The sequence below is a fragment of the Pseudomonas sp. TUM25319 genome (assembly GCF_056388475.1).
On the sequence record NZ_CM150751.1, the window covers coordinates 6,265,605 to 6,289,872 of the forward strand.

The window sequence follows — 24,268 nt, forward strand, 5'->3', positions numbered from 1 at the left end:
GGCATGATATGGTCGTCACCTTGACCCGTATTACCTGGATTCGTGCATGCCCCTTTGCCTTTCCCGTCGCTGGCAGTTCCGCCACCTGACCGCTGCCTCCAGCCTCATCCTGCTCGTCGCCTGCGCAGAACATCCGACCGCCGCCGATGCACTGCCCATCGCTCCGGCCCAGACGGCCCCTGCTCCAGCGCTGGTCCAGCCGACGCCGCCCTCCGACATCGAAATCCAGCCGCAGCAGAGCTTCGCCGAGTGGCAGGCCAGCTTTCGCCAGCAGGCACTGCAGGCGGGTATAGCACCGAGCCTGTTCGACAGGGCGTTTGCCGGCCTCACGCCGGACATGGACGTGATCAAGGCCGACCGCAGCCAACCCGAGTTCACCCGTCCGGTGTGGGAATACCTCGACGGCGCCCTGTCGGCGCTGCGCGTACGCAATGGCAAGACCCTGCTGTCGCAGAACTATGACCTGCTCAGCCGCATCGAGCAGCGCTATGGCGTTGACCGCAATGTGCTGGTGTCGGTCTGGGGCATGGAAAGCAATTTTGGCCAGTTCCAGGGCAACAAATCGGTGATCCGCTCCTTGGCCACCCTGGCCTACGAGGGCCGTCGGCCGGCGTTCGCCCAGGCGCAGTTGCTGGCGGCACTGAAGATCCTGCAGAACGGTGATATCGCGCCTGAAGCCATGCGCGGTTCCTGGGCCGGCGCCATGGGCCAGACCCAGTTCATCCCCACCACCTACGACACCCACGCCGTGGATTTCGACGGTGACGGTCGCCGCGACATCTGGAACAGCTCCGCCGACGCCCTGGCCTCCACCGCCCACTATCTTCAGAGCTCAGGCTGGAAACGCGGCGAGCCGTGGGGCTTCGAGGTGGCGCTGCCAGCGGGCTTCGATTACTGGCAGGCTGATGGCAGCCAACGCAAGACGGTCGCCGAGTGGCTGCGCATGGGCTTGACCCTGCCGGCGGGCAGCCGTGTTCCGGCCGGTAGCGAGCAATTGTCTGCCGCCCTGCTGCTGCCAGCAGGCTATCGGGGCCCGGCGTTCCTGGTACTGGACAACTTCCGCGCCATCCTCAAGTACAACAACTCGTCATCCTATGCCCTGGCGGTCAGTTTGCTGAACGAGCGGTTCGATGGCGCAGGCTACATTCGCGGTGCCTGGCCGAAAGACGACCTGCCACTGAGCCGCAGCGAGCGGATCGAATTGCAGGACCTGCTCAACGCCGGCGGCCACGACGCCGGCACGGCAGACGGCATCATTGGCGCCAACACCCGCAAGGCCATTCGCAATGCCCAACAAGCACTGGGCTGGCCGGCAGACGGGTATCCGACCCACAAGTTGCTGGATAGCCTGCGCGCTCGGTGATGTACGGCAAGCGGCAAGTTTCAAGCGGCAAGCGGCAAGAAAAAGCAGTCCGCATCGTCACACGCATTTTCTTGTAGCTTGCAGCTTGTAACTTGCCGCTGGTAAAGAAAAAGCCCCCGCACCTTCTCAGGTACGGGGGCTTTTTCATGGCTCGGGATCAGAGCTTGATCTTGGCCTCGTGCGCTTGCTGGTCAGCGTGGTACGAAGAACGCACCAGCGGCCCGGAAGCGACGTTCTTGAAGCCCATCTTGTAACCTTCCTCGGCGAACCAGGCGAACGTGTCCGGATGGACGAAACGCTGCACCGGCAGGTGGCTGCGGGACGGCTGCAGGTACTGGCCGAGGGTCAGCATGTCGATGTTGTGCTCGCGCATGCGATGCATCACTTCGATCACTTCCTCGTCAGTCTCGCCCAGGCCGAGCATCAGGCCCGACTTGGTCGGAACATGCGGCACCAGCTCCTTGAACTTCTCCAGCAAGGTCAGCGACCACTGGTAGTCCGAGCCAGGACGCGCGGCCTTGTACAGACGCGGCACGGTTTCAAGGTTGTGGTTGAACACATCCGGCGGCTCCTGGGCCGTGATGGCCAGGGCGACGTCCATGCGACCACGGTAGTCCGGCACCAGGGTTTCCAGCTGGACGCCCGGGGACAGCGCGCGGATCTCGCGAATGCAGTCGGCGAAGTGCTGGGCACCGCCATCACGCAGGTCGTCGCGGTCCACCGAGGTGATCACCACGTACTTCAGGCGCAGGTCGGCAATGGCTACGGCCAGGTTCTTCGGCTCGTCGACATCCAGGGGCTTCGGCCGGCCGTGGCCGACGTCACAGAACGGGCAACGACGGGTGCAGATGTCGCCCATGATCATGAAGGTCGCGGTACCGCCGGAGAAGCACTCGCCCAGGTTCGGGCAGGAGGCTTCTTCGCAGACGCTGTGCAGCTTGTGCTTGCGCAGCAGTTGCTTGATCCGGTCGACTTCCGGGGAAACCGGGATGCGCACGCGAATCCAGTCAGGTTTCTTCGGCAGTTCTTCAGTAGGGATGATCTTGACCGGGATACGCGCAACCTTTTCCGCGCCACGCAGTTTCACACCGGCTTCGACCTTCGGCCGGGGGGCCGGGGTCACGGTGCTTTGCACCGGCTCTTGCACAATAGTCATATTCAGTCGATTCCGCCCGCAAGGGTCGTCTGCTCAGCATAATCGAGGTGCTTGACCAGCTGTCCGCGCAGCCTTGCCCTTACCTCGGAGAGTTCGATAGTGCCTGTGTGTTCACGCAGCTGGGTCATGGCCAGCCCCGCATACCCGCAGGGGTTGATTCGGCGGAATGGCGCAAGGTCCATGTCCACATTCAAGGCAAGGCCATGGAAGGAGCAGCCATTGCGGATGCGCAGGCCGAGGGAGGCGATTTTCGCCCCGTCGACGTAGACGCCCGGCGCATCGGGCTTGGCCGCCGCCTCGACGCCATAGCTGGCGAGCAACTCGATCAGGCAGCGCTCGATGCGCGATACCAGATCGCGTACGCCAAAACCGAGGCGACGCACATCCAGCATCAGGTAAGCCACCAACTGGCCAGGGCCGTGATAGGTCACCTGGCCGCCACGGTCGGTCTGCACCACCGGGATATCGCCCGGCACCAGCAAATGCTCGGCCTTGCCGGCCTGGCCCTGGGTGAAGACCGGTGGATGCTCCACCAGCCAGATCTCGTCGCCACTGCCCGGCTTGCGCTGGTCGGTGAACCGGCGCATGGCTTCAAGCACCGGTTCGTAAGGCAGCAGCCCGAGTTCGCGAAAGCCGAGGGTCGAGGACATCAGATCACCAGTTTCACGATACCCGTCGCGCGAAGGGCGCTGTTGATATTGTGCAGTTGGTCCTCGCCCGTGGCGATGATATGCAGCTGTACGGTGGTGTACTTGCCTTCTTTGCTCTGGCGCTCGGCCAGCGTACTCAGATCGACCTTGGCATATTTGCTCAGGATCTCGATGACGGTGTCCTTGAAGCCAACGACAGTATCGCCAATTACCTTGATAGGGTAATCCGAGCAGGGAAATTCGATTTTTGGCGCTTTGACATCAGTTTGAGTCATGGCAGTAACGGCCTCGTAAGCCGTGGCAACAACGATGCCCCCGCATGATGGCAGGGGCATGGCAGGTCACGATATCAGTTGAACAACCCGTAGAAGAATAGCCGAATGCTATCCCACACCCGACGGAAGAAACCACCTTCCTCGACGCCGTCCAGCGCAATCAGGTCGGCGCTGTGAACAACGTTGTCATCCAGTTTGACTTCGACTTTACCGATCACGTCACCTTTGGCGATCGGGGCCATCAGTTGCGGGTTCATGGTCATGCTGGCGGCCAGTTTCTTCAATTGGCCTTTAGGCAAAGTCATGGTCAGGTCTTCGGCCAGACCGGCCTTCACCTGGCTGCTGGTGCCCTTCCAGACCTGGGCCTGGGCCAGCTCGGTGCCCTTCTGGTAGAAGGTCTGGGTTTCGAAGAAGCGGAAACCGTAGGTCAGCAGCTTCTGGGTCTCGGCAGCACGGGACTGCTCGCTGTTGGTACCGAACACCACGGCGATCAGACGCATGCCGTCACGCACGGCGGACGACACCATGCAGTAGCCGGCCTCTTCGGTGTGGCCGGTCTTCAGACCGTCGACGGTCTTGTCGCGCCACAGCAACAGGTTGCGGTTGGGCTGCTTGATGTTGTTCCAGAAGAACTCTTTCTGCGAGTAGATCGCATAGTGAGCCGGGTCTTCATGAATGATGGCGCGAGCCAGCAGTGCCATGTCGTGCGCCGAGGAGTAGTGCTCCGGGTGCGGCAGGCCGGTCGGGTTCATGAAGTGGCTGTTGCTCATGCCCAGGTCGCCAGCGGTCTTGTTCATCATGTCGGCGAAGGCGTCTTCGCTGCCGGCGATGTGTTCTGCCAGGGCCACGCTGGCATCGTTGCCGGACTGGATGATGATGCCGTGCAGCAAGTCGCTGACGGTTACCTGCGAACCCACCTTGATGAACATCCGCGAGCCGCCGGTACGCCAGGCGTTTTCACTGACGGTGACCGGGTCGTTCTCGCCAATCTGGCCGCGACGGATATCCAGGGTCGCGATGTAGGCGGTCATCAGCTTGGTCAGGCTCGCCGGAGGCAGACGCTGGTCGCCATTGTTCTCGACCAGAATGTTGCCGCTGGAGGCTTCCATGAGCACGTAGGACTTGGCTGCCAGTTGCGGCGGCGACGGCATCATCTGCTCTGCCGCGAAGGCGGCAGGGGTGATCATCAGCGGTACAAGCAGGCAAAGGCGTTTGGCAAAGGTGGTGATGTTCATCCGTCTCTCGAAATGGCTAATGGGCTCATGCCCCAGCGGGGCAAAATGTTACAAAGGCGCTGCGGCAATCCGTCGCGCCCCGAGCAAAACCGCCATTGTACATGGCTGTTCGGCCCGGCTACATGACAAACCGACCAGTCCCCCCGGTCAGTCAGCCGTGACTACTTTGGCCTGTCCCAGATTGGCCAGGCGCACGCTGTCCTGGGTCTGCTGGACTTCACCCTGGCTGCGGATCGGCCCCAGGCGCACGCGGTGCAGCGTCTGCTGGTTGCGCACGATGGAACTGATGAACACCGGGGCACTGACCATGCCGCTCAACTTGGAGCGTAGCAACTCGGCGGCATCCGGGTTGGCGAATGCCCCCACTTGCAGGAAGGTGCCGCCATTGGCCGGCAGGCTGTTGCTGGCCACCTGTACCGGCACGACGGCAGCGGCGTGCTGCTGCGGCGGTGGGGTCCACTGCTCGACGGTGCCGGTGGTCGCCGGAATCGACACGGTCTGCTGCGCGACCTGGGGTTCGAGCCCGACCGGAGCCTGGCGACCGCGCTGGGCCCACCACTGTTGCGGATCGATGCCCTCGACGCGTACCCGCGCCGTACCGGTCTCGGCATACCCCAGCTTCTTCGCCGCCGCGTACGACAGGTCGATGATGCGGTCGGAATAGAACGGCCCACGGTCGTTGACCCGCAGGATGACGCTGCGGTTGTTGTCCAGGTTGGTCACCTTGACGTAGGCCGGCAGCGGCAGGGTCTTGTGCGCCGCAGTCATGGCGTAGAGGTCGTAGACCTCGCCGTTGGCGGTGTTCTGCCCATGGAATTTGGTGCCGTACCAGGAGGCAGTGCCCTGGGCGACGTAGTTGCGCGAATCGGGAATCGGGTAGTACGTCTTGCCCAGTACGGTGTACGGGTTGGCCTTGTAGTTGCCGTTGTGCACGGTCGGCGTGGCATCCGGGATCTTCGAGACATCGACGTCCCACCACGGTGCACCGTCCTTGTGAGCCCGGTTGATGTCGAGGCCGGGCTTGGAACGGACGATATTGCCGCTCTGCTGCGAGGTCGGACGGCTGGAGGAGCAACTGACCAGCAATACGCCGACGGCCACGCAACTCAGCAGCTTGAGGGATGTAGCGGAGAACAGTACGCGCATTACCGGGCGCCCCTTGCCTGAACCAGCAGGTCTGAAAGTTGATGTACCGCCATGGCGTACATCACGCTGCGGTTGTAGCGAGTGATCGCGTAGAAGTTCTTCAGGCCCATCCAGTATTCGGGGCCGTTGTCTCCTTCGAGCCGGAAAGCGGTGACCGGCAGATCATCGCGCAGCGCATCATGACTCGACCAGCCCAGTGCCCGCAACTCCCCCACCGTCTTGACCGGCTCCAGCGCAGGGCTCAGCCCTTCGTCGACCCGCTCACCGCGGACCATGGCGCGGCTGACCACCGGCTCGCCACTGACCCAGCCATGACGCTTGAAGTAGCTGGCGACACTGCCGATGGCGTCGTCGGGGTTGTTCCAGATGTTGATGTGGCCGTCGCCGTCGAAGTCCACGGCGTAGGCGCGGAAGCTGCTTGGCATGAACTGCGGCAAGCCCATGGCACCGGCATAGGAGCCCTTGAGGGTCAGCGGATCGACCTGCTCTTCCCGGGCCAGCAACAGGAACTCGCGCAGCTCCTTGCGGAAGAACGGCGCCCGTGGCGGGTAATCGAATGCAAGGGTCGATAGCGCATCCACCACCCGGTAATTGCCGGTGTTGCGACCGAAGAAGGTTTCGACGCCGATGATCGCCACGATCACCTGGGCCGGCACGCCATATTCCTGCTCGGCGCGGGCCAGCACGGCCTCGTGCTGGCGCCAGAAATCGACACCGCGGGCGATGCGCGCATCGGTGAGGAACATCGGGCGGTATTCCTTCCACGGCTTGACCCGCTCGGCAGGCCGGGAAATCGCGTCGAGAATCGCCTGTTTGCGCTGTACGTCACGGAACACGCCCATCAGTTGCTCACCGGCAAAACCGTAGTCGCGGGTCATTTCACCCACGAACTCAGCCACCTGGGGCGATCCGTCGTAGTCGCCGGCCTGGGCCTGGTGCACCCCGCCGAGCAGACCGACCAGACCGGCAAGAGGGACACAACGGGCCATCCAGCCACGCATTGCTTGCATCAAGAAATTCACCTTACTCAAACCTGCGCGATCCACTTGCGGTGGGTATGGATCGACATGAGAACGCCAAACGCTGACAGCAGCGTCACCAGCGAAGTTCCACCATAGCTAATGAAGGGCAGCGGTACGCCCACGACGGGCAGCAGGCCGCTGACCATGCCGATGTTGACGAAGACATAAACGAAGAAGGTCATGGTCAGGCTGCCGGCCAGCAGCTTGCCGAACAGGGTCTGGGCCTGGGCGGTAATGACCAGGCCGCGACCGATCAGCAACAGGTAGATCAGCAGCAGTGCGCAGATCCCCACCAGACCGAACTCCTCGCCAAGTACCGCGATGATGAAGTCGGTGTGGCTTTCCGGGAGGAAGTCCAGGTGCGACTGGGTGCCCAGCAGCCAGCCCTTGCCGAATACCCCGCCGGAACCGATGGCCGCCTTGGACTGGATGATGTTCCAGCCGGTGCCCAGCGGGTCGCTTTCAGGGTCGAGGAAGGTCAGTACGCGCTGCTTCTGGTAATCGTGCATGACGAAGAACCACATCGCGACCGCGACCGGTACCGCTGCCGCCAGCACACTGAGGATCCAGCGCCAGCGCAGCCCGCCCATGAACAGCACGAAAGCGCCAGAAGCCAGGATCAGCAGCGCGGTCCCCAGGTCGGGCTGGCGCACGATGAGGATGAACGGAATGCCGATCAGGATCAGGCTGATCAATACATGCTTCAGATGGGGCGGCAAGGTGCGCTTGGACAGGTACCAGGCGATGGTTGCCGGCATGATGATCTTGAGGAATTCCGAGGGCTGGAAGCGGATCACCCCGGGAATGTTGATCCAGCGGGTCGCGCCCATGGCGTTGTGGCCCATGACGTCCACCACCACCAGCAGGATCACGCCGACCACGTAGGCCAGCGGCACCCAGCGAGCCATGAAGCGCGGTTCCAGCTGGGCAATGATGAACATCGATACCAGGCCGATACCGAACGAAGAGGCTTGCTTGAGCAGCAGGTCCCAGTTCTTGCCGCTGGCGGAATAAAGGACAAACAGGCTGCCCGCCGCGAGGGTGAGCAGCAGGACCAGCAGGGGACCGTCGACATGGATGCGCTGCAGGAAGCTGGCGCGACGACGCATCACGTCCTCGCTGGAGAGCATGCGATCGAAATTACTCTTCACGGGTCGGTTCCTGGGCAACGGTGGTCTCGGCAGAGGCGAGCTCGGATTTGAGGCGGCCGTTTTCGTCCAGCAGCCAGGCGTCCATCACCTGGCGCAGCACGGGCGCGGCCACGCCGGAGCCGGACTCACCGTTCTCCACCATCACCGAGATGACGATGCGCGGATCCTCGGCCGGTGCGAAACCGACGAACAGCGCGTGGTCGCGGTGGCGCTCCTGGACCTTGTTGCGGTCGTACTTCTCGCCCTGCTTGATGGCCACGACCTGAGCCGTACCACTCTTGCCGGCGATGCGATACTGGGCACCGATGGCCGCCTTGCGCGCCGTACCGCGGGCGCCCTGCATCACCTGCTCCATGCCGTGGGTGACTTTGGCCCAGTTGGACTTGTCGCTGAGGACGATGTCCTCCATCGGGTTCGGGTCCACCGGCTGCTGGCCTTCGATGGTCTTAGCCAGGTGCGGGCGGATCCACTTGCCCTTGCTGGCAATCAGCGAGGTGGCCTGGGCCAGTTGCAGCGGCGTGGCCTGCATGTAGCCCTGGCCGATCCCGAGGATCAGTGTCTCGCCCGGGAACCAGGCCTGGCGGCGGGTGGCGCGCTTCCACTCGCGGGACGGCATCAGCCCCGCGGATTCCTCGAACATGTCCAGCGCCACTTTCTGGCCAATGCCGAAGCGGTTCATGTAGCTGGACAGCTTGTCGATGCCCATCTTGTGCGCCAGGTCGTAGAAGTAGGTGTCGTTGGACCGCATGATCGCCGTGTCCAGATCGACCCAGCCATCGCCGGTGCGGTTCCAGTTACGGTACTTGTGGTCGTAGTTGGGCAGTTGGTAGTAGCCCGGGTCGAACACCCGCGTCGAGGCGCTGACCACGCCGGAATCCAGGCCGGCGATGGCCACCGCCGGCTTGATGGTCGAGCCTGGCGGATAGAGCCCGCGCAATACGCGGTTGAACAGCGGCCGGTCGATGGAATCACGCAGTTCGGCGTAGGCCTTGAAGCTGATCCCGGTGACGAACAGGTTGGGGTCGAAGCTCGGCTGACTGACCATCGCCAGCACCTCGCCCGTGCGCGGGTCGAGGGCAACGATGGCGCCACGGCGCCCGCCCAGCGCGGCTTCCGCGGCTTCCTGCAGCTTGATGTCGAGGCTCAGGACGATGTCCTTGCCGGGAATCGGATCGGTACGCTTGAGCACCCGCAACACGCGGCCGCGGGCGTTGGTCTCGACTTCCTCGTACCCCACCTGGCCGTGCAGTTCGGGCTCGTAGAAGCGTTCGATACCGGTCTTGCCGATGTGGTGGGTGCCGCTGTAGTTCACCGGATCGAGGGTCTTCAGCTCTTTCTCGTTGATCCGTCCCACGTAACCCACCGAGTGGGCGAAGTGCGGGCCCTGTGGATAATGCCGGACCAACTGCGCCACCACTTCCACGCCGGGCAGGCGGAACTGGTTCACTGCGATCCGGGCGATCTGCTCCTCGGTCAGCTCGAACAGGATCGGCACCGGCTCGAACGGCCGGCGCCCCTGCTTCATGCGCTTTTCGAACAGCGCGCGGTCGTCCGGCGTCAGCTCCAGGACCTCAATGATGGTGTCGAGGACCTGCTGCCAGTCTCCTGAACGCTCGCGGGTCATGCTCAGGCTGAAGCTGGGACGGTTGTCGGCGATGATCACGCCGTTACGGTCAAAGATCAGGCCCCGGGTCGGCGGAATCGGCTGCACATGCACCCGGTTGTTTTCCGACAGCGTGGAGTGGTACTCGTACTGGATCACCTGCAGGTAATACAGGCGGGCGATCAGTACGCAGATGAGCAGGAGGATCGCCACCGCACCGACCACGACGCGGCTACGCACCAGACGGGCGTCTTTCTCGTGGTCCTTGAGGCGAATCGGCTGCGACATTGAAAAGGCTTACAGGCTTATTTGTGATAAGGGTGCCCGGACAACACGGTCCAGGCGCGATAAATCTGTTCGCCGATCAGTATCCGTACCAAGGGGTGCGGCAGGGTCAGCGGCGACAGCGACCAGCGCTGCTCGCTGCGCGCACAGACCTCCGGCGCCAGCCCTTCAGGGCCGCCGACCATGAGATTGACCGTACGCGAGTCCAGCCGCCAGCGGTCCAGTTCGACCGCCAGTTGCTCTGTGCTCCAGGGCTTGCCATGGACCTCCAGGGTGACGATCCGTTCCCCCGGCTGGACCTTCGCCAGCATGGCCTCGCCCTCCTGACGGATCAGGCGGGCGACGTCGGCGTTCTTGCCCCGCGTGTTGAGCGGGATTTCCACCAGTTCAAGGGACAGCTCCGACGGCAGGCGCTTGGCATATTCATGCCAGCCTTCCTCGACCCACTTGGGCATGCGCGAGCCGACCGCGATCAGACGCAGACGCATGGCGCTTGTTTATTCCCGATCCTTGAGCTTGTCGGAATACTCGTGCGCGTTTTCCGGGCTGTGGTGCTTGCCGTCGTTGGCACGGCTCTGCTCGGCACCCAGCCACAGGCGCTCCAGGTCGTAGAACTGGCGGGCAGCGGCGGTCATCATGTGGACGATGACGTCGTTCAGATCGAGCAGCACCCAGTCGCTGTCGCCCTTGCCTTCTTCGCCCAGCGGCATCACGCCCTTCTGCTTGACGATTTCGCGGACCTTCTCGGCCATCGCGTTGATCTGCCGGTTGGAGGTACCGGTGGCGATGATCATGTAGTCGGTCAGGCTGTGCTTGTCCTGCACGTCGATGACCTGGATGTCCTGGGCCTTCACTTCTTCCAGGGCCGATTTGGCCAGTTTGACCAGCTCTTCGCCGGTGATTGTCTGCTTGGTCATAAAAAACTCGTTCAACTCGTTGAATGAAGCGCCTCAGGCGCCTTCAGTTCGTGTGCGCACGGTACAGACCGTGCGTTTCGATATAGGCCAGTACTGCGTCCGGCACCAGGAACCGTACCGACTTGCCGCTGGCCAGCAGCTGTCGGATCTGCGTGGCGGACACCGAAAGCGGTGTCTGCCAGACGAACGAAATGTGCCCCGCCGGGCCGGACATGGCGGTGGGATCGCTCTCGGAGCGCGCAGCCAGCAGGTTGCGCAGCTCGTCAGGGGGTTCTACGTCGGCATCCGGGCGTTGCAGCACCAGGATGTGACAATGTTTCAACAACTCTTCCCAGCGATGCCAGCCGGGCAGCCCGCAAAAGGCATCCCAGCCCAGCAGCAGGAACAACTGGTCGTCGGCACCCAGTTCGGCGCGCAGCGACTCCAGCGAGTCGATGGTGTACGACGGTTTGTCCCGGGCCAGTTCGCGGTCATCGACGCTCAGGCGCTCCACGCCCTGCACCGCGCCACGGACCATCGCCAGCCGGTCCTGGGCCGCCACCTGCGGGGTATCGCGGTGGGGCGGGCGGGCGTTGGGCAGCAGACGAACCTCATCGAGCCCCATGAACTCGACCACCTCCAGCGCGCTGCGCAGGTGGCCGATGTGCACGGGGTCGAAGGTGCCGCCGAGAATGCCGATACGCCGGACCGACCGAGCCTTGATCAACTCAGTTGGACTCCTGTCCACGCAACTGGCCGTCGCCGACGACCACGTATTTCTCGCAGGTCAGGCCTTCCAGGCCGACCGGGCCGCGGGCATGCAGCTTGTCGGTGGAAATGCCGATTTCCGCGCCCAGACCGTATTCGAAGCCATCGGCGAAGCAGGTCGGCGTGTTGATCATCACCGAGGCCGAATCCACTTCGGCAACGAAGCGCCGGGCCAGGCCCTGGTGTTCGGTGACGATGGAATCGGTATGGTGCGAACCGTAGTGGTTGATGTGTTCGATGGCTGCCTCGACGCCGTCGACGATGCGGATCGACAGGATCGCCGCCAGGTACTCGGTGTGCCAGTCTTCTTCGGTGGCCGCCGCCGCCTCGATGACCATGCGGGTGCGCTCGCAACCGCGCAGTTCGACGCCTTTTTCCCGGAACTGGCGGGCCATTTCCGGCAGGAATTCAGCGGCAACGGTGGAATCCACCAGCAGGGTTTCCATGGCGCCGCAGATGCCGTAGCGGTAAGTCTTGGCGTTGAAGGCGATGCGCCGGGCCTTGTCCAGCTCGGCGTGCTCGCCGACGTAGACATGGCAGATACCGTCGAGGTGCTTGATCACCGGGACGCGGGCATCACGGCTGATGCGCTCGATCAGGCCCTTGCCGCCGCGGGGAACGATGACGTCGACGAATTCCGGCATGGTGATCAGCGCCCCCACGGCCTCGCGGTCGGTGACTTCCACCACCTGGACTACCGCCGCCGGCAGGCCGGCCTCGGCCAGGCCGCGCTGGATGCAGGCGGCAATGGCGCGGTTGGAGTGGATGGCCTCGGAGCCGCCACGCAGGATGGTGGCGTTGCCCGACTTCAAGCACAGGCTCGCGGCGTCGATGGTCACATTGGGACGCGACTCGTAGATGATCCCGATCACGCCCAGCGGAACGCGCATCTTGCCGACCTGGATGCCCGACGGACGGTAGCTCATGTCGCGGATTGCCCCTACCGGGTCCGGCAGGCTCGCCACCTGCCGCAGACCGACGATCATGCCGTCGATGCGGGCCGGGGTCAGCGCCAGACGATCGAGCATGGCCGGTTCCAGGCCATTGGCCCGGCCAGCGGCCAGATCGAGTTCATTGGCGGCGGACAGTTCGGCGCGAGCCGCATCCAGTGCGTTGGCGGCAGCGTGCAGCGCGCGGTTCTTCTGCGCGGTGCTGGCACGGCCGATCACGCGGGACGCCTCGCGGGCAGCGCGACCCAGGCGGGTCATGTAGTCAAGAACGGACTCAGTCATGGGGCTCAGTGTCTTGGCGGAGGGGAAAATCGGATGAGTATAACTGCGACAGGGTTGTACGCCCAGCGGTGACAGGCGGATGGTAGGAAGTGAGCTACAGAGATTTACCCTCGCGGGAACTGGCTTCCCAGCGATTCGGCCTTATCGCTGGCAAGCCAGTGCCCAGGAGAGTGTCTCTTGCGTTCAGCTTCGATAAAGGAAGAAGTTGCTATCATCCGGGCTCATTTCCCTCTGCCAGAGCCGCAATGTCACAACCTGCCCCCTGCCCGCCCCGGGCCTTGCCCGATGCGTTTTTCGACCGCGATGCCCAGGTCCTGGCCAAGGAACTGCTGGGCAAGGTCATCCGCCACCGCCACGGTCCGTACTGGCTGTCGGCGCGGATCATCGAGACCGAGGCCTATTACCTCGACGAGAAAGGCAGCCACGCCTCGCTGGGCTACACCGAGAAGCGCAAGGCGCTGTTTCTCGACGGCGGGCACATCTACATGTACTACGCCCGCGGTGGCGACTCACTGAATTTCAGCGCCCAGGGCCCGGGAAACGCGGTGCTGATCAAGTCCGCCTACCCGTGGATCGATGCACTGTCCGACAGCAACGCCCTGGCACAAATGCAGATCAACAACCCCAACGCCAGCGGCGGCATCCGCCCCATCGAGCGTCTGTGCGCCGGCCAGACCCTGCTGTGCAAGGCCCTCGGCCTGAAAGTGCCGAACTGGGACGCCAAGCGCTTCGACCCGGAACAGCTGTTCGTCGAGGACTGCGGACTCATCGTGCAACACATTATCCAGACGTCCCGGCTGGGCATTCCCAAGGGCCGCGACGAACATCTGCCGCTTCGTTTCGTCGACGCCGAGTATGCCCGGCACTGCACGCGGAACCCGCTGCGTCGCGGCCAAGTCGAAGGGCGCGACTTCTCTCTACTGACACAAGGAAACTGACACGATGGGCCCATGGCTCGACAGCCTGACCGGCTGGCTGACGTCGAACCCGCAATGGCTGGGCTTGGCGATTTTTCTCGTGGCCTGCATCGAATGCCTGGCGATCGCCGGAATCATCGTGCCCGGCACCGTGCTGCTGTTCGCGATTGCCGTACTGGCCGGCAGCGGCACCTTCTCGCTGGGCGAGACGCTGTTGCTGGGCTTCCTCGGCGGACTGCTGGGTGACGCCATCTCCTACACCCTGGGCCGACGCTTCCACCAGAACATCCGGCGCCTGCCCCTGCTGCGTCATCACCCGGAATGGATCGGCAGCGCAGAAACCTATTTCCAGCGCTACGGTATCGCCAGCCTGCTGGTCGGTCGCTTCATCGGCCCGCTGCGACCGATGCTGCCGATGGTCGCCGGCATGTTCGACATGCCGCTGCCGCGCTTCATCGCCGTCAGCCTGATTGCCGGCGCCGGCTGGTCGGTGGCCTACCTGCTACCGGGCTGGGCCACCGGCGCGGCAATGCGCCTGCCGCTGCCCGAAGGCTTCTGGCCACAGGCCGGCGTCGTTGCCGCCGGCATCGCGCTGCTGGTGGGGGTCAGCATCAACAGCGCCCTGCGCGCCCAGCCTCGCGGTACCCGGCTGATCGCCGCCGTGGCCCTGGTGATGCTGGTGGCGCTGTTCGTCGGTTTCCCTTACCTGAGCCACTTCGACCAGGGCTTGATGACCCTGATCCAGGAACATCGCAGCACGGCTCTGGATGGCACCATCGTGATGGTCACCCGTCTCGGCGACTTCCGTACCCAGTTCATCGCCGCCAGTGTATTGGTGGCCTTGCTGGCGCTGGCACGCCAGTGGCGTCCGGCGATGTTCGCCTGCTCGACCCTGCTGGGCACGGCATTGGCCAACGCGGCGACCAAATGGTTCTTCGCCCGCGCCCGCCCGGAAGTGCTGGCCGACCCGCTCACCACCTACAGCATGCCCAGCGGTCACAGCTCGGCCTCGTTCGCGTTCTTCCTGACCCTGGCGGTGCTGGCCGGGCGTGGCCAGCCGCCACGCATGCGCCTGACCTGGCTGCTGCTGGGCTGCCTGCCGGCGCTGTCGATCGCGTTGTCACGGGTTTATCTGGGGGTGCACTGGCCGACCGACATTCTCGCCGGCGCCCTGCTGGCCAGTTGCATCTGCGCCGTCAGCCTGACCCTGACCCAATACCGCGAGCCGCTGACCGCGATGCCACTGCGGGTATGGTGGCTGATCCTGCCGGCGTGTATCGGCGTACTGGCGTTCTCCACCCTGCACGCCCTGCCACATGCGCTGACGCGGTATTCGTACTGAGCCTCAGGCGAACAGCTCGCCTTGTATGCGATCCAGCAATGACTGGATCGCTACCAGCCGTTGGGTGGGAGAGTCGATGGCCAGCAGCTTGAGCTTGTCCTGATAATCGAATGGCAGCAGGTAGGCCAACTGGTTGGCCAGCGCCTGCTTGCCGCCGATCCCGCTGGCCATGTCCAATCCCGAGACCATGGGGTGCTCGGCCAGAGCGTTGAGCAGCGCCAGCAGATCGTCATCGTCCTCGTCCAGCGGCTGGTCGGCCTGCTCGTCCAGCCAGCGCACGTCGGCCACCAGCAGGTTGTCTTTCTGCACCTCGAAGTCATCCACCATGAACCGCCGCTCGCCCCGCACGCGGATCCCCAACAGGCCATTGTCCTGCTGCTGGAAATCCTCGATCAACGCCTGGCAGCCGATGCCGGCGAAAGACTCGGGCACCCGCCCCACCTGCTCGCCCTCGAGGATGCACACCACGCCGAAGCCGCCGCCCTGCTTCATGCAGCGGCCGATCATGTCGAGGTAGCGCGCTTCGAAGATCTGCAAATCCAGGTTGCAGCCAGGAAACAGCACGGTATTCAGGGTAAACAGGGGCAACGTCATTACAGGTCCTCAGGCAACCAGGCTGACCGCCAACGGCAGGAACACCGCGGTAGCCACACCCATCAGGCTCATGGCCAGGGCCGCGAACGCCCCGCATTCTTCACTTTCCTGCAGCGCCACCGAGGTGCCCACCGCGTGTGCCGTAAGGCCCAGCGCCATGCCGCGTGCCTCGGGGCTGTGCACACCCAGCAGCGACAGCAGGGCGGGACCAAAGATCGCGCCGATCACACCGGTAATCAGCACGAACACCGCCGCCAGCGCTGCGACACCGCCGATCTGCTCGGCCACCAGCATGGCGATGGGCGACGTTACCGACTTCGGCGCCAGGGTCATCAGGATCATGTGTTCGGCGCCGAACCACCAGCCCAGCAACAGGCAGATGCCAGTGGCGAACACGCCTCCGACTATCAGCGTAGTAAAGGTCGGCCAGAACAGTTGGCGAATGCGCCGCAGGTTGAGATACAGCGGCACGGCCAGGGCAACGGTCGCCGGCCCCAGCAGGATGTTCATGATTTCCGTGCTCTTGCGGTACTCGGCGTAGGTCAGGCCGCAACTGAGCAACACGCCGATCACTACCAGCATGGACACCAGCACTGGCTGCAGGAACAGCCAGCGGGTCTTTTCATAGGCGGCGATCACCAGTTGGTAGGCGCCCAGGGTGATACCGATGCCGAACAGCGGATGGTGAATGACGGCCTGTACTGCGCCATGCCAGTCGAGACTCATGGGCGATCCTCGCGACGGCTCTGACGGGCGATCATCTTCTGCATCAGCACACCACAGAAGGCCATGGCCAGGACCAGCGACAGCACCAGCGCACCGGCAATGGCCCAGAAATCGGCCACGATGTCGGCGGCATACACCATCACGCCCACCGCCGGCGGCACCAACAGCAGCGGCAGATAGCGCAGCAGGCTAGTGGCCGCTTCGCTCAGCGGTGCGCCCACCTCGCCACGCACCATGAGGAAGACCAGCAACAACACCAGGCCGATGATCGGGCCAGGCAGGATGGGTACGAACAGGTGATTGATCGCCGTACCGAGCAACTGGAACAACACGAGCCACGTCAAACCGCGTAACAACATCGCCTATCTCCCTCAAAGCCGGCGGCCATTATAAGCATGCTATCGACTGCCCTATACCCCGACATTCGGCCGGGTCATGGGTACTTGACCGAGCCAGTGGCGCGTGCTGATCTTAAGCGTTCATAGCTGATCTGGTCACAAAGAATCCGTTATCACTCAGGAGAGTCGCGATGCCGTATGTGCCCGTTGCAGAGCTGTCGCAGTACGTAGGAAAGGAGCTGGGACGCTCCGAATGGCTGAAGATCGATCAAGAGCGCATCAACCTGTTCGCCGAGGCTACCGGCGACTTCCAGTTCATCCATGTCGACCCGGCGAAGGCGGCAAAAACGCCATTTGGCAGCACCATCGCCCACGGCTTCCTGACGCTGTCGCTGATCCCCAAGCTGATGGAAGACATTCTCGTGCTGCCGGAAGGGCTGAAGATGGTGGTCAACTACGGCCTGGACAGCGTGCGCTTCATCCAGCCGGTGAAAGTCGATTCGAAAGTGCGGCTGAAAGTGGAACTCACCGAGGTCACCGAGAAAAAGCCCGGCCAGTGGCTGCTCAAGGCGACCGCCACCCTGGAAATCGAGGGTGAGGACAAACCTGCCTACATCGCCGAGCCCCTTTCGCTCGCCTTCGTCTGACCCCCACTGGCGAAACGGCCGACCCGCCGTTTCGCCAGAACCCCGGTTCTGCGGCATACTCGGGACATCAATCGTCCGGACCCCGCCATGCGCCTAATCGCTCCACTCGCCCTCCTCCTGCTGCTCACCGCCTGTGGCGATGGAGAACCCCTGTCGCCCCCCGACGCGCGCCTGCCCGATGGCGGCCGCTACCGTGGCCAGGTGGTCGACGGCCTGCTGCAGGGCGAAGGCCGCATCGACTACCCCAATGGCAGTTGGTACGCCGGCCACTTCAGCAATGGCCAGTGGCATGGCAAGGGTGAGTGGCATGGCAGCAACGGCGAGGTGTATGTCGGCGAGTTTCAGCAGGGCCTGTTCCACGGCCAGGGCAGCCTGACCACCGCCACCAGCCACTATGAAGGCGGCTTCAAGCTGGGCCGGCGCGACGGCGAAGGCAGCCTGCGGGAAAACGGCCAGCACTACAGCGGCCAGTTCAAGGATGACCAATACAGCGGCGCCGGCCAGTTGACCCTGGCCGACGGCAGCCAGTACCAGGGCCAGTTCGCCAAGGGCAAGCCCAACGGCGAGGGCGTTCGCAGCGACGCCAGCGACAACCGCTTCAGCGGCCACTTCGTCGACGGCCAGTTGCAGGGCACCGGCACCTTCGACAGCGCGGAAGGCGACCAGTACATCGGCGAGTTCCGCGCCAATCACCTGGAAGGCCGCGGTCGCTACGAAAACACTGACGGCGATGTATGGATCGGCGACTTCAAGGACGGCGCCCTCAACGGCAAGGGTGAACTGTTCGCGGCGGACGGCAGCCACTACAAGGGCGACTTCCGCGACTGGCGCTTCGCTGGCAAAGGCCGCCTTCAGCTTTCGGACGGCAGCGTCTACACCGGTGGTTTCGAGAACGACGCCTATCAGGGCAGTGGCCGCCTGGTGCTGCCTGACGGACACATCGAGGGTGGGCACTGGATCAATGGCCTGCGAGTGCGTGACGAACAGGGCCGGCTGCTGCCCGACCCGCTGGAACAGGCGCTACTCAACCAGGGTGGCCTGCTGCATGACGCGCTGGACAAGGTGCCCGCCTCCACCGGCGATATCGAGCTGTACAGCCTGACCCTGGCCGGCGATGGCAACCAGAGCGTATTCCTGCGCGAGGCCGACTACGTCAGCCAGATGCTCAAGACCCGGTTTGGCGCCGTAGGCCAGGTCAATCTGGTCAATCACCGCGACCACCTCACCGACCGGCCCATGGCCACTCGCGAGAACCTGGCCCGTGCCGCGAAGCGCCTGGCCGAGCGCAGCGGTCCGGAAGACCTGGTGTTCATCTATCTCACCACCCACGGCAGTCACGAACATGAACTGGTGCTCGACCTGCCGCGCCTGCAACTGGCCGACCTGCCCGCCGACGAACTGGCCGCCGCCCTCGCCCCGCTCAAGGAGCGTGACAAGATCATTGTCATCTCTGCCTGCTATTCAGGTGGCTACATCGAACCGCTCAAGGACGAACGAACCCTGGTGATGACCGCCTCGCGGGCCGACCGGGTGTCGTTCGGCTGCTCCGAGGAAGCGGACTTCACCTATTTCGGCGATGCCCTGTTCGCCCAGGCGCTGAACCAGACCGACGACCTGCAACAAGCATTCGAACTTGCCCGGGCCCATGTGGCCCAACGGGAACAGACGGACGGTTTCGAGGCCTCCGAACCGCAGATCTGGGCGCCGAAAGGCGTACTGGCACATTGGCAGAAGTTGCGTCAGCAACAAGCGCGGAAGGCGCTGCAAAGTGGTGCGGCGGTCGAGGAAAAAAGTACGGCCAGCCACTAAGCTGACTGTATCGAGGGAGAAACAACATGTACCTGACGCCGCAGCACATCCTGCTTGCCGGGGCCACCGGCCTTACCGGTGAACACCTGCTTGATCGCCTGCTCAACGAGCCGACCATCAGCCGTGTGCTCGCCCCCACCCGTCGGCCGCTGGCCGAGCACCCGCACCTGGAAAACCCGGTCGGAGACCCGGCGGTTTTCCTGCCACAACTGAGTGGACGCGTCGATATCGCCTTCTGCTGCCTGGGCACCACCATCAAACAGGCGGGCTCGGAAAATGCCTTCCGTGCCGTCGACCTGGACATGGTCGTGGCCTTCAGCAGGCGTGCCCGGGAAATGGGTGCGCGGCATCTGCTGGTGGTCAGCGCGATTGGCGCCGACCCTAAATCGTCGATCTTCTATAACCGGGTCAAGGGAGAGATGGAAGAAGCGCTGAAAGCGCAGGACTGGCCGCAACTGACCATTGCCCGGCCTTCGCTGCTCCTGGGCGAGCGGACTCAGCCACGGCCGGCGGAAAGCCTGGCCGGAAAGCTGTCGAAGCTGATTCCCGGCAAGTACCACGGGATCGAAGCCTGCCAGTTGGCCCGCGCACTGTGGCGGCTGGCCCTGGAGGAACAGGACGGAATCCGGATCGTGGAGTCCGATGAGTTGAGGAAACTGGGGAAATGATCTGAGTGCTTGCCGGCGATGAGGCCCTAAAGCCCGCCGGAAGCCTGAAACCCTACCCCAAGCACAGTCAGCACCGACAACGGCAACAACACCGTGTCCAGCACCATGCTCCCCGGCAGGTCCAGCCCCGGATACGCCGGGGCCTCGGCGCCAAACCGGTCCTCGGCGCAGCAACCACCTTGTAACGCATACCAATCCAGCCGCGTCCCGGAGTACACCACCGGCGCTCCCGGCTTGGCCGCATCGAGGGTGCGCACCGTGGCGCAGCCGGTAGCGGCCAGCACCACCAGCAGCGCAACCAGAAGCGCCTTCACTCCTCGCCCCCGAAATGGTGCTCGCCCCAGCGCGGCAGCATGTCCTGGGGAATGTTCAGCAGGTTGAGAATTCGTGCGACGACGAAGTCCACCAGGTCATCGATGGTCTGCGGCTGGTGGTAGAAGCCCGGCGCCGCCGGCAGGATCACCGCGCCCATCTGCGACAGCTTGAGCATGTTTTCCAGGTGGATGGTGGAGAACGGCGCTTCCCGCGGCACCAGGATCAACTGGCGGCGCTCTTTCAGGGTGACGTCCGCTGCCCGCTCGATCAGGTTGTTGCAGGCGCCGGTGGCAATGGCCGACAAGGTGCCGGTGGAGCAAGGCACCACCACCATGGCCGCCGGGGCCCCGGAGCCGGAGGCGACTGGCGACATCCAGTCTTCCTTGCCATAGACACGAATCTGCCCCGCCTGGGCACCGGTGTACTCGGTCAGGAACGCCTGCATGGCCTGCGGCTTGGGCGGCAGCAGCACGTCGGTTTCGGTGGACATCACCAGTTGCGCCGCCTTGGAGATCAGGAAGTGCACCTCGCGGTCTTCCCGCACCAGGCAATCCAGCAGGCGCAGGCCGTACTGCGCCCCCGAGGCACCGGTCATCGCCAGGGTGACGCGCTCCGGCCCACTCACCGCAGCGCCTCGGCCAGCTTGCCGTGCAGGCCGCCGAAGCCGCCGTTGCTCATGATCACCACCTGGGTACCGGCCCGGGCCTGGCCCTTGACCCGCTCGATGATGGCGTCGAGGCTGTCGGCGACGATCGCCGGCACCGCGCACTGCGCAGCGGTGGCGGCCAGGTCCCAGCCCAGGTTCGGCGGTGCGTACCAGATCACCTGGTCGGCGTCCTTGACGCTTTCCGGCAGGCCATCACGGTGCGCGCCCAGTTTCATGGAGTTGGAGCGAGGCTCGATCACGGCGATCACCGGCGCATCGCCCACACGCTTGCGCAGGCCGTCGAGGGTGGTAGCGATCGCGGTCGGATGGTGGGCAAAGTCGTCGTAAATAGTGATGCCATTGACCTCGGCAACCTTCTCCATGCGCCGCTTGACGCTCTTGAACGCGCTCAGGGCGGCGATACCCATGGCGGGCACCACGCCAACATGGCGGGCCGCAGCGAGGGTCGCCAGGGCGTTGGCAACGTTGTGCTGGCCGGTCAGTTCCCACTCGACCACGCCCTGCACGTCGCCGTCGAAGCTGACTTCGAAGCGCGAACCGTCCTCGCTGAGCAGGCGCACCTGCCACTGGCCGCCGACACCGGTGGTCTGCACCGGGGTCCAGCAGCCCATCTTGATCACGCGCTCGAGCGCCGGCTCGGTGGTCGGATGAACGATCAGACCTTCGCTGGGGATGGTCCGCACCAGGTGATGGAACTGCCGCTCGATGGCCGCCAGATCCGGGAAGATATCCGCGTGATCGAACTCCAGGTTGTTGAGGATGGCGGTGCGCGGACGGTAGTGGACGAACTTCGAACGCTTGTCGAAGAAGGCGCTGTCGTATTCGTCGGCCTCGACCACGAAGAACGGCGTGCCGCCCAGGCGCGCCGACACCGAGAAGTTCTGCGGTACGCCGCCGATCAGGAAGCCCGGGCTCATGCCGGCATGCTCCAGGACCCAGGCCAGCATGCTGCTGGTGGTGGTCTTGCCGTGGGTGCCAGCCACCGCCAGGACCCAGCGGCCCTGCAGCACATGGTCGGCCAGCCACTGCGGGCCGGAAACATAAGGCAGGCCCTTGTTCAGCACATGTTCCACCGCCGGGTTGCCCCGCGACAGCGCGTTGCCGATCACCACCAGGTCCGGCGCCGGGTCCAGTTGTGCAGCGTCATAGCCCTGGGTCAGCTCGATGCCCTGGGCTTCGAGCTGAGTGCTCATGGGGGGATAGACGTTGGCATCGGAGCCGGTGACGTGATGGCCGAGCTCCTTGGCCAGAACCGCCAGCGAGCCCATGAAAGTGCCACAGATACCAAGAATATGAATGTGCATGGTCAACCTCGGGAAACGTGCTCGCAGGGTAGCCCAGGGTTGGAAAAATCTCACCCTGAGTTTCGCTCAGACACCCCGGGACAGCCCGTGCTTGCGCAGTTTCCGATACAAGGTGTTACGACTCACGCCCAGTTGTGCCGCCACCTGGGTCATGTGCCAGCGTTTCTGCTCCAGCACCGCCAGCAACGCCTGACGCTCGGCATCGTCCAGCGGTGGCCGGTGGTTATCCACAGACGGGTTATCCACAACCCTGCACGGCACTGCATTGCGTACCAGCGGTGGCAGATCGACAACGCCGATATGACCGTCCTCGCACAGCGCCACCAGGGTGCGCAGGACATTGCGCAACTGGCGCACGTTACCCGGCCAGATGAAGTCCAGCAGCAGCCGGCGCGCCGCCGGGTCCAGTTGCACCGCTTGTCGCCCGGCTTCCTCGGCGAGGATGAAGTCCAGAAGCTGGGCCTTGTCGCTGCGCTCGCGCAGGGCCGGCAAGGCGATCTCCAGGCCGTTGAGGCGGTAATAGAGGTCTTCGCGGAAACTTCCGTCCGCAACCCGCTCCAGCAGGTTGCGGTGGGTGGCGCTGATGATGCGCACGTCCACCGCCTGCGGCTCGCCGCCGATGGGCACCACCTGGCGCTCTTCCAGCACCCGCAGCAGGCGGGTCTGCAGGGCCAGTGGCATGTCACCGATCTCATCCAGCAACAGCGTGCCGCCATCGGCCTGCTGCAGCTTGCCGCGCATGCCTTCCTTGCGTGCGCCGGTAAAACTGCCACCGCGGTAACCGAACAATTCGCTTTCGATCAGGCTTTCCGGAATCGACGCACAGTTCAGCGCCACGAACGGCTTGCCCGCCCGCTGGCTGGCCTGGTGCACTGCCTTGGCGAATGCTTCCTTGCCGGAACCGGTCTCGCCATTGAGCAATAACGGCACGTCGCGCTCGAATACCCGCAGCGCACGGCGAAAATCGTTCTGCAGGGCCGGATCGAGCAGGCAAATGGCATCCGCCTTGCGCACCGGCACGGGTGCGAGCACCGGAGCGGGTGGCGGCACCGCCGCCCGTACCTGCCCGCGCAGGCTGGCAAACAGTTGGCGCCCGTCGCGGGTACGCAGCGGCCAACTGGTGGTGGCCAGGCTGGTGGCGCGCCCCAGCAGGTCATCGAGGCGACAGTCGAAGAACATTTCAACCGGCTGCCCCAACAACCCGCCGCGTCCGTTGCCCAGCAGGTTCAGTGCGCTCTGGTTGACCGCACAGATCCGTCCCTCGCCATCGAAGGCCAGCAGGCCCTCGCTGAATAGCCCGACGGATTCGGCCTGCAGGTGAAAGCGCAGCAGCCAATGGTTTTCGAAGCAGCGCAGGAAATAGCAGCTCTCGATCATCTTCGCCGAGAGGTTGACCAGGGCCATGGTGTGGAACTGGCTCTGCCGCGAAACATCCGCTCGTGCCGACGACACATCAAGCACCGCCAGCAGCTCGCCATGGGGATCGAACACCGGGCTGGCCGAGCAGGTCAGCCCGGTGTGACGGCCGCGGAAGTGTTCCTCCTGATGAATGGTCAGGGCCTGGCGCTCCACCAGGCAGGTACCGATACCGTTAGTGCCTTCGCGGGCCTCGCTCCAGTCGGCACCCAGCCACAGCCCGGCGCGCTCGAAGATGCGTCGCTCGGAGGGCGCGGTCACGCAATTGAGGATCACCCCTCGGGAATCGGTCAGCAGCACCGCATGGCCAGCGCCGGAAAGTTGCTGGTGCAGGCTGTTCATCTCGCCGTCGGCGATGCGCAGCACCTGTTGCAGGCGCTCACGGCTTTCCAGCACCCGTCCGTGCTCGAGCACCGTGGGCGCCATGCTCATGGCCGGATCGAGGTGGTAGTCCTCCAGGCAACGCAGCCAGGAGCGGGCGATCGACGGATCGCTGGCCGGCCCCTGCAGGCCGCCCTTGCCCTGGGTCACCGTCAGCACTTGCCGGGCGTGCCGGCTCAAATGATTACCCTGCACTTTTTATTGTTCTCCGCGGGTGAGAGAAGCCCAGCATCCTCCTCGCCCTCAGGCTTTGCAATGCCGGCTTGACCGCCGGGTCACGGGCTGTACCGCAGACGGTACAAAGTGTCACCCAGCCTGCGTCGATCACGGGACAGCCTGCACCGAAACGCCCCTGAAAACTG

25 protein-coding genes are annotated in these 24,268 nt (G+C 64.2%); 6 read left to right on the plus strand and 19 right to left on the minus strand.

Annotated elements, in window-relative coordinates:
* The first annotated feature begins 46 nt into the window (after positions 1 to 46).
* On the plus strand, positions 47 to 1,363 hold the full coding sequence (locus tag AC05QJ_RS28300; RefSeq protein ID WP_476744504.1) for a lytic murein transglycosylase: 1,317 nt from the start codon (positions 47 to 49) through the stop codon (positions 1,361 to 1,363).
* A 157-nt stretch (positions 1,364 to 1,520) separates the two neighbouring features.
* Here the strand turns inward: AC05QJ_RS28300 and lipA are convergent, their stop codons facing one another.
* The 12 genes from lipA to AC05QJ_RS28360 all read right to left on the minus strand — a co-directional run bounded on the left by lipA (position 1,521) and on the right by AC05QJ_RS28360 (position 12,782).
* Positions 1,521 to 2,519, minus strand: a complete 999-nt coding sequence (gene lipA / locus AC05QJ_RS28305) for a lipoyl synthase (RefSeq protein ID WP_476744505.1) — start codon at positions 2,517 to 2,519, stop codon at positions 1,521 to 1,523.
* 2 nt (positions 2,520 to 2,521) lie between these two features.
* Positions 2,522 to 3,169, minus strand: coding sequence for a lipoyl(octanoyl) transferase LipB (gene lipB, locus AC05QJ_RS28310; protein WP_476744506.1), 648 nt, complete (start codon positions 3,167 to 3,169; stop codon positions 2,522 to 2,524).
* A complete protein-coding gene (locus AC05QJ_RS28315) occupies positions 3,169 to 3,444 on the minus strand; it encodes a DUF493 domain-containing protein (protein WP_476748026.1) in 276 nt (91 codons plus the stop codon). Before AC05QJ_RS28315 ends, lipB begins: the two co-directional genes overlap by 1 nt.
* A 74-nt stretch (positions 3,445 to 3,518) precedes the next feature.
* A complete protein-coding gene (locus AC05QJ_RS28320; protein WP_476744507.1) occupies positions 3,519 to 4,679 on the minus strand; it encodes a D-alanyl-D-alanine carboxypeptidase family protein in 1,161 nt (386 codons plus the stop codon).
* A 147-nt stretch (positions 4,680 to 4,826) separates the two neighbouring features.
* Positions 4,827 to 5,825, minus strand: coding sequence for a septal ring lytic transglycosylase RlpA family protein (locus tag AC05QJ_RS28325; protein ID WP_476744508.1), 999 nt, complete (start codon positions 5,823 to 5,825; stop codon positions 4,827 to 4,829).
* On the minus strand, positions 5,825 to 6,835 hold the full coding sequence (mltB, locus tag AC05QJ_RS28330) for a lytic murein transglycosylase B (RefSeq protein WP_476744509.1): 1,011 nt from the start codon (positions 6,833 to 6,835) through the stop codon (positions 5,825 to 5,827). Before mltB ends, AC05QJ_RS28325 begins: the two co-directional genes overlap by 1 nt.
* 17 nt (positions 6,836 to 6,852) lie before the next feature.
* Positions 6,853 to 7,956, minus strand: coding sequence for a rod shape-determining protein RodA (gene rodA, locus AC05QJ_RS28335; protein WP_476748027.1), 1,104 nt, complete (start codon positions 7,954 to 7,956; stop codon positions 6,853 to 6,855).
* 31 nt (positions 7,957 to 7,987) lie between these two features.
* Entirely contained in the window at positions 7,988 to 9,889 is a 1,902-nt protein-coding gene (mrdA, locus tag AC05QJ_RS28340) for a penicillin-binding protein 2 (RefSeq protein ID WP_476744510.1), read from the minus strand.
* Between the two features lie 17 nt (positions 9,890 to 9,906).
* The gene (gene rlmH / locus AC05QJ_RS28345; protein WP_009397919.1) at positions 9,907 to 10,374 is read right to left on the minus strand and encodes a 23S rRNA (pseudouridine(1915)-N(3))-methyltransferase RlmH; all 468 of its coding nucleotides are present in this window, start codon (positions 10,372 to 10,374) and stop codon (positions 9,907 to 9,909) included.
* Positions 10,375 to 10,383: 9 nt separating this feature from the next.
* The gene (gene rsfS, locus AC05QJ_RS28350; RefSeq protein WP_476744511.1) at positions 10,384 to 10,803 is read right to left on the minus strand and encodes a ribosome silencing factor; all 420 of its coding nucleotides are present in this window, start codon (positions 10,801 to 10,803) and stop codon (positions 10,384 to 10,386) included.
* Positions 10,804 to 10,846: 43 nt separating this feature from the next.
* Positions 10,847 to 11,509, minus strand: a complete 663-nt coding sequence (gene nadD, locus AC05QJ_RS28355) for a nicotinate-nucleotide adenylyltransferase (RefSeq protein WP_476744512.1) — start codon at positions 11,507 to 11,509, stop codon at positions 10,847 to 10,849.
* Position 11,510: 1 nt separating this feature from the next.
* Entirely contained in the window at positions 11,511 to 12,782 is a 1,272-nt protein-coding gene (locus AC05QJ_RS28360; protein WP_476744513.1) for a glutamate-5-semialdehyde dehydrogenase, read from the minus strand.
* Between the two features lie 245 nt (positions 12,783 to 13,027).
* Between AC05QJ_RS28360 and AC05QJ_RS28365 the strand changes: the two genes are divergently transcribed.
* Together AC05QJ_RS28365 and AC05QJ_RS28370 are read left to right on the plus strand one after the other, a co-directional pair.
* Positions 13,028 to 13,720, plus strand: coding sequence for a DNA-3-methyladenine glycosylase (locus AC05QJ_RS28365; RefSeq protein WP_476744514.1), 693 nt, complete (start codon positions 13,028 to 13,030; stop codon positions 13,718 to 13,720).
* Between the two features lie 4 nt (positions 13,721 to 13,724).
* Complete coding sequence (locus AC05QJ_RS28370; RefSeq protein WP_476744515.1) at positions 13,725 to 15,041, plus strand: bifunctional DedA family/phosphatase PAP2 family protein; 1,317 nt, start codon at positions 13,725 to 13,727, stop codon at positions 15,039 to 15,041.
* A 3-nt stretch (positions 15,042 to 15,044) separates the two neighbouring features.
* On the opposite strand, the gene AC05QJ_RS28375 is transcribed toward AC05QJ_RS28370, so the two are convergent.
* From AC05QJ_RS28375 to AC05QJ_RS28385, 3 genes are read right to left on the minus strand one after another with little or no spacing between them, the layout of a single operon-like run.
* On the minus strand, positions 15,045 to 15,635 hold the full coding sequence (locus AC05QJ_RS28375; RefSeq protein ID WP_476744516.1) for an LON peptidase substrate-binding domain-containing protein: 591 nt from the start codon (positions 15,633 to 15,635) through the stop codon (positions 15,045 to 15,047).
* A 9-nt stretch (positions 15,636 to 15,644) separates the two neighbouring features.
* Positions 15,645 to 16,361, minus strand: coding sequence for an LrgB family protein (locus AC05QJ_RS28380; protein WP_476744517.1), 717 nt, complete (start codon positions 16,359 to 16,361; stop codon positions 15,645 to 15,647).
* Positions 16,358 to 16,720, minus strand: a complete 363-nt coding sequence (locus tag AC05QJ_RS28385) for a CidA/LrgA family protein (RefSeq protein WP_476744518.1) — start codon at positions 16,718 to 16,720, stop codon at positions 16,358 to 16,360. Before AC05QJ_RS28385 ends, AC05QJ_RS28380 begins: the two co-directional genes overlap by 4 nt.
* Positions 16,721 to 16,890: 170 nt before the next feature.
* Between AC05QJ_RS28385 and AC05QJ_RS28390 the strand changes: the two genes are divergently transcribed.
* From AC05QJ_RS28390 to AC05QJ_RS28400, 3 genes are all read left to right on the plus strand, one after another.
* On the plus strand, positions 16,891 to 17,346 hold the full coding sequence (locus AC05QJ_RS28390; protein ID WP_476744519.1) for a MaoC family dehydratase: 456 nt from the start codon (positions 16,891 to 16,893) through the stop codon (positions 17,344 to 17,346).
* A gap of 87 nt (positions 17,347 to 17,433) precedes the next feature.
* On the plus strand, positions 17,434 to 19,155 hold the full coding sequence (locus tag AC05QJ_RS28395) for a C13 family peptidase (protein ID WP_476744520.1): 1,722 nt from the start codon (positions 17,434 to 17,436) through the stop codon (positions 19,153 to 19,155).
* Positions 19,156 to 19,181: 26 nt separating this feature from the next.
* Positions 19,182 to 19,823, plus strand: a complete 642-nt coding sequence (locus AC05QJ_RS28400) for an oxidoreductase (RefSeq protein ID WP_476744521.1) — start codon at positions 19,182 to 19,184, stop codon at positions 19,821 to 19,823.
* A gap of 26 nt (positions 19,824 to 19,849) precedes the next feature.
* On the opposite strand, the gene AC05QJ_RS28405 is transcribed toward AC05QJ_RS28400, so the two are convergent.
* The 4 genes from AC05QJ_RS28405 to AC05QJ_RS28420 all read right to left on the minus strand — a co-directional run bounded on the left by AC05QJ_RS28405 (position 19,850) and on the right by AC05QJ_RS28420 (position 24,101).
* The gene (locus AC05QJ_RS28405) at positions 19,850 to 20,137 is read right to left on the minus strand and encodes a YceK/YidQ family lipoprotein (RefSeq protein WP_476744522.1); all 288 of its coding nucleotides are present in this window, start codon (positions 20,135 to 20,137) and stop codon (positions 19,850 to 19,852) included.
* A complete protein-coding gene (gene ubiX, locus AC05QJ_RS28410) occupies positions 20,134 to 20,763 on the minus strand; it encodes a flavin prenyltransferase UbiX (protein ID WP_476744523.1) in 630 nt (209 codons plus the stop codon). The genes AC05QJ_RS28405 and ubiX overlap by 4 nt, the downstream gene beginning before the upstream one ends.
* Positions 20,760 to 22,109, minus strand: a complete 1,350-nt coding sequence (gene mpl / locus AC05QJ_RS28415) for a UDP-N-acetylmuramate:L-alanyl-gamma-D-glutamyl-meso-diaminopimelate ligase (protein ID WP_476744524.1) — start codon at positions 22,107 to 22,109, stop codon at positions 20,760 to 20,762. The genes ubiX and mpl overlap by 4 nt, the downstream gene beginning before the upstream one ends.
* Positions 22,110 to 22,175: 66 nt before the next feature.
* Complete coding sequence (locus AC05QJ_RS28420; protein ID WP_476744525.1) at positions 22,176 to 24,101, minus strand: sigma-54-dependent Fis family transcriptional regulator; 1,926 nt, start codon at positions 24,099 to 24,101, stop codon at positions 22,176 to 22,178.
* Between the last annotated feature and the right edge of the window lie 167 nt (positions 24,102 to 24,268).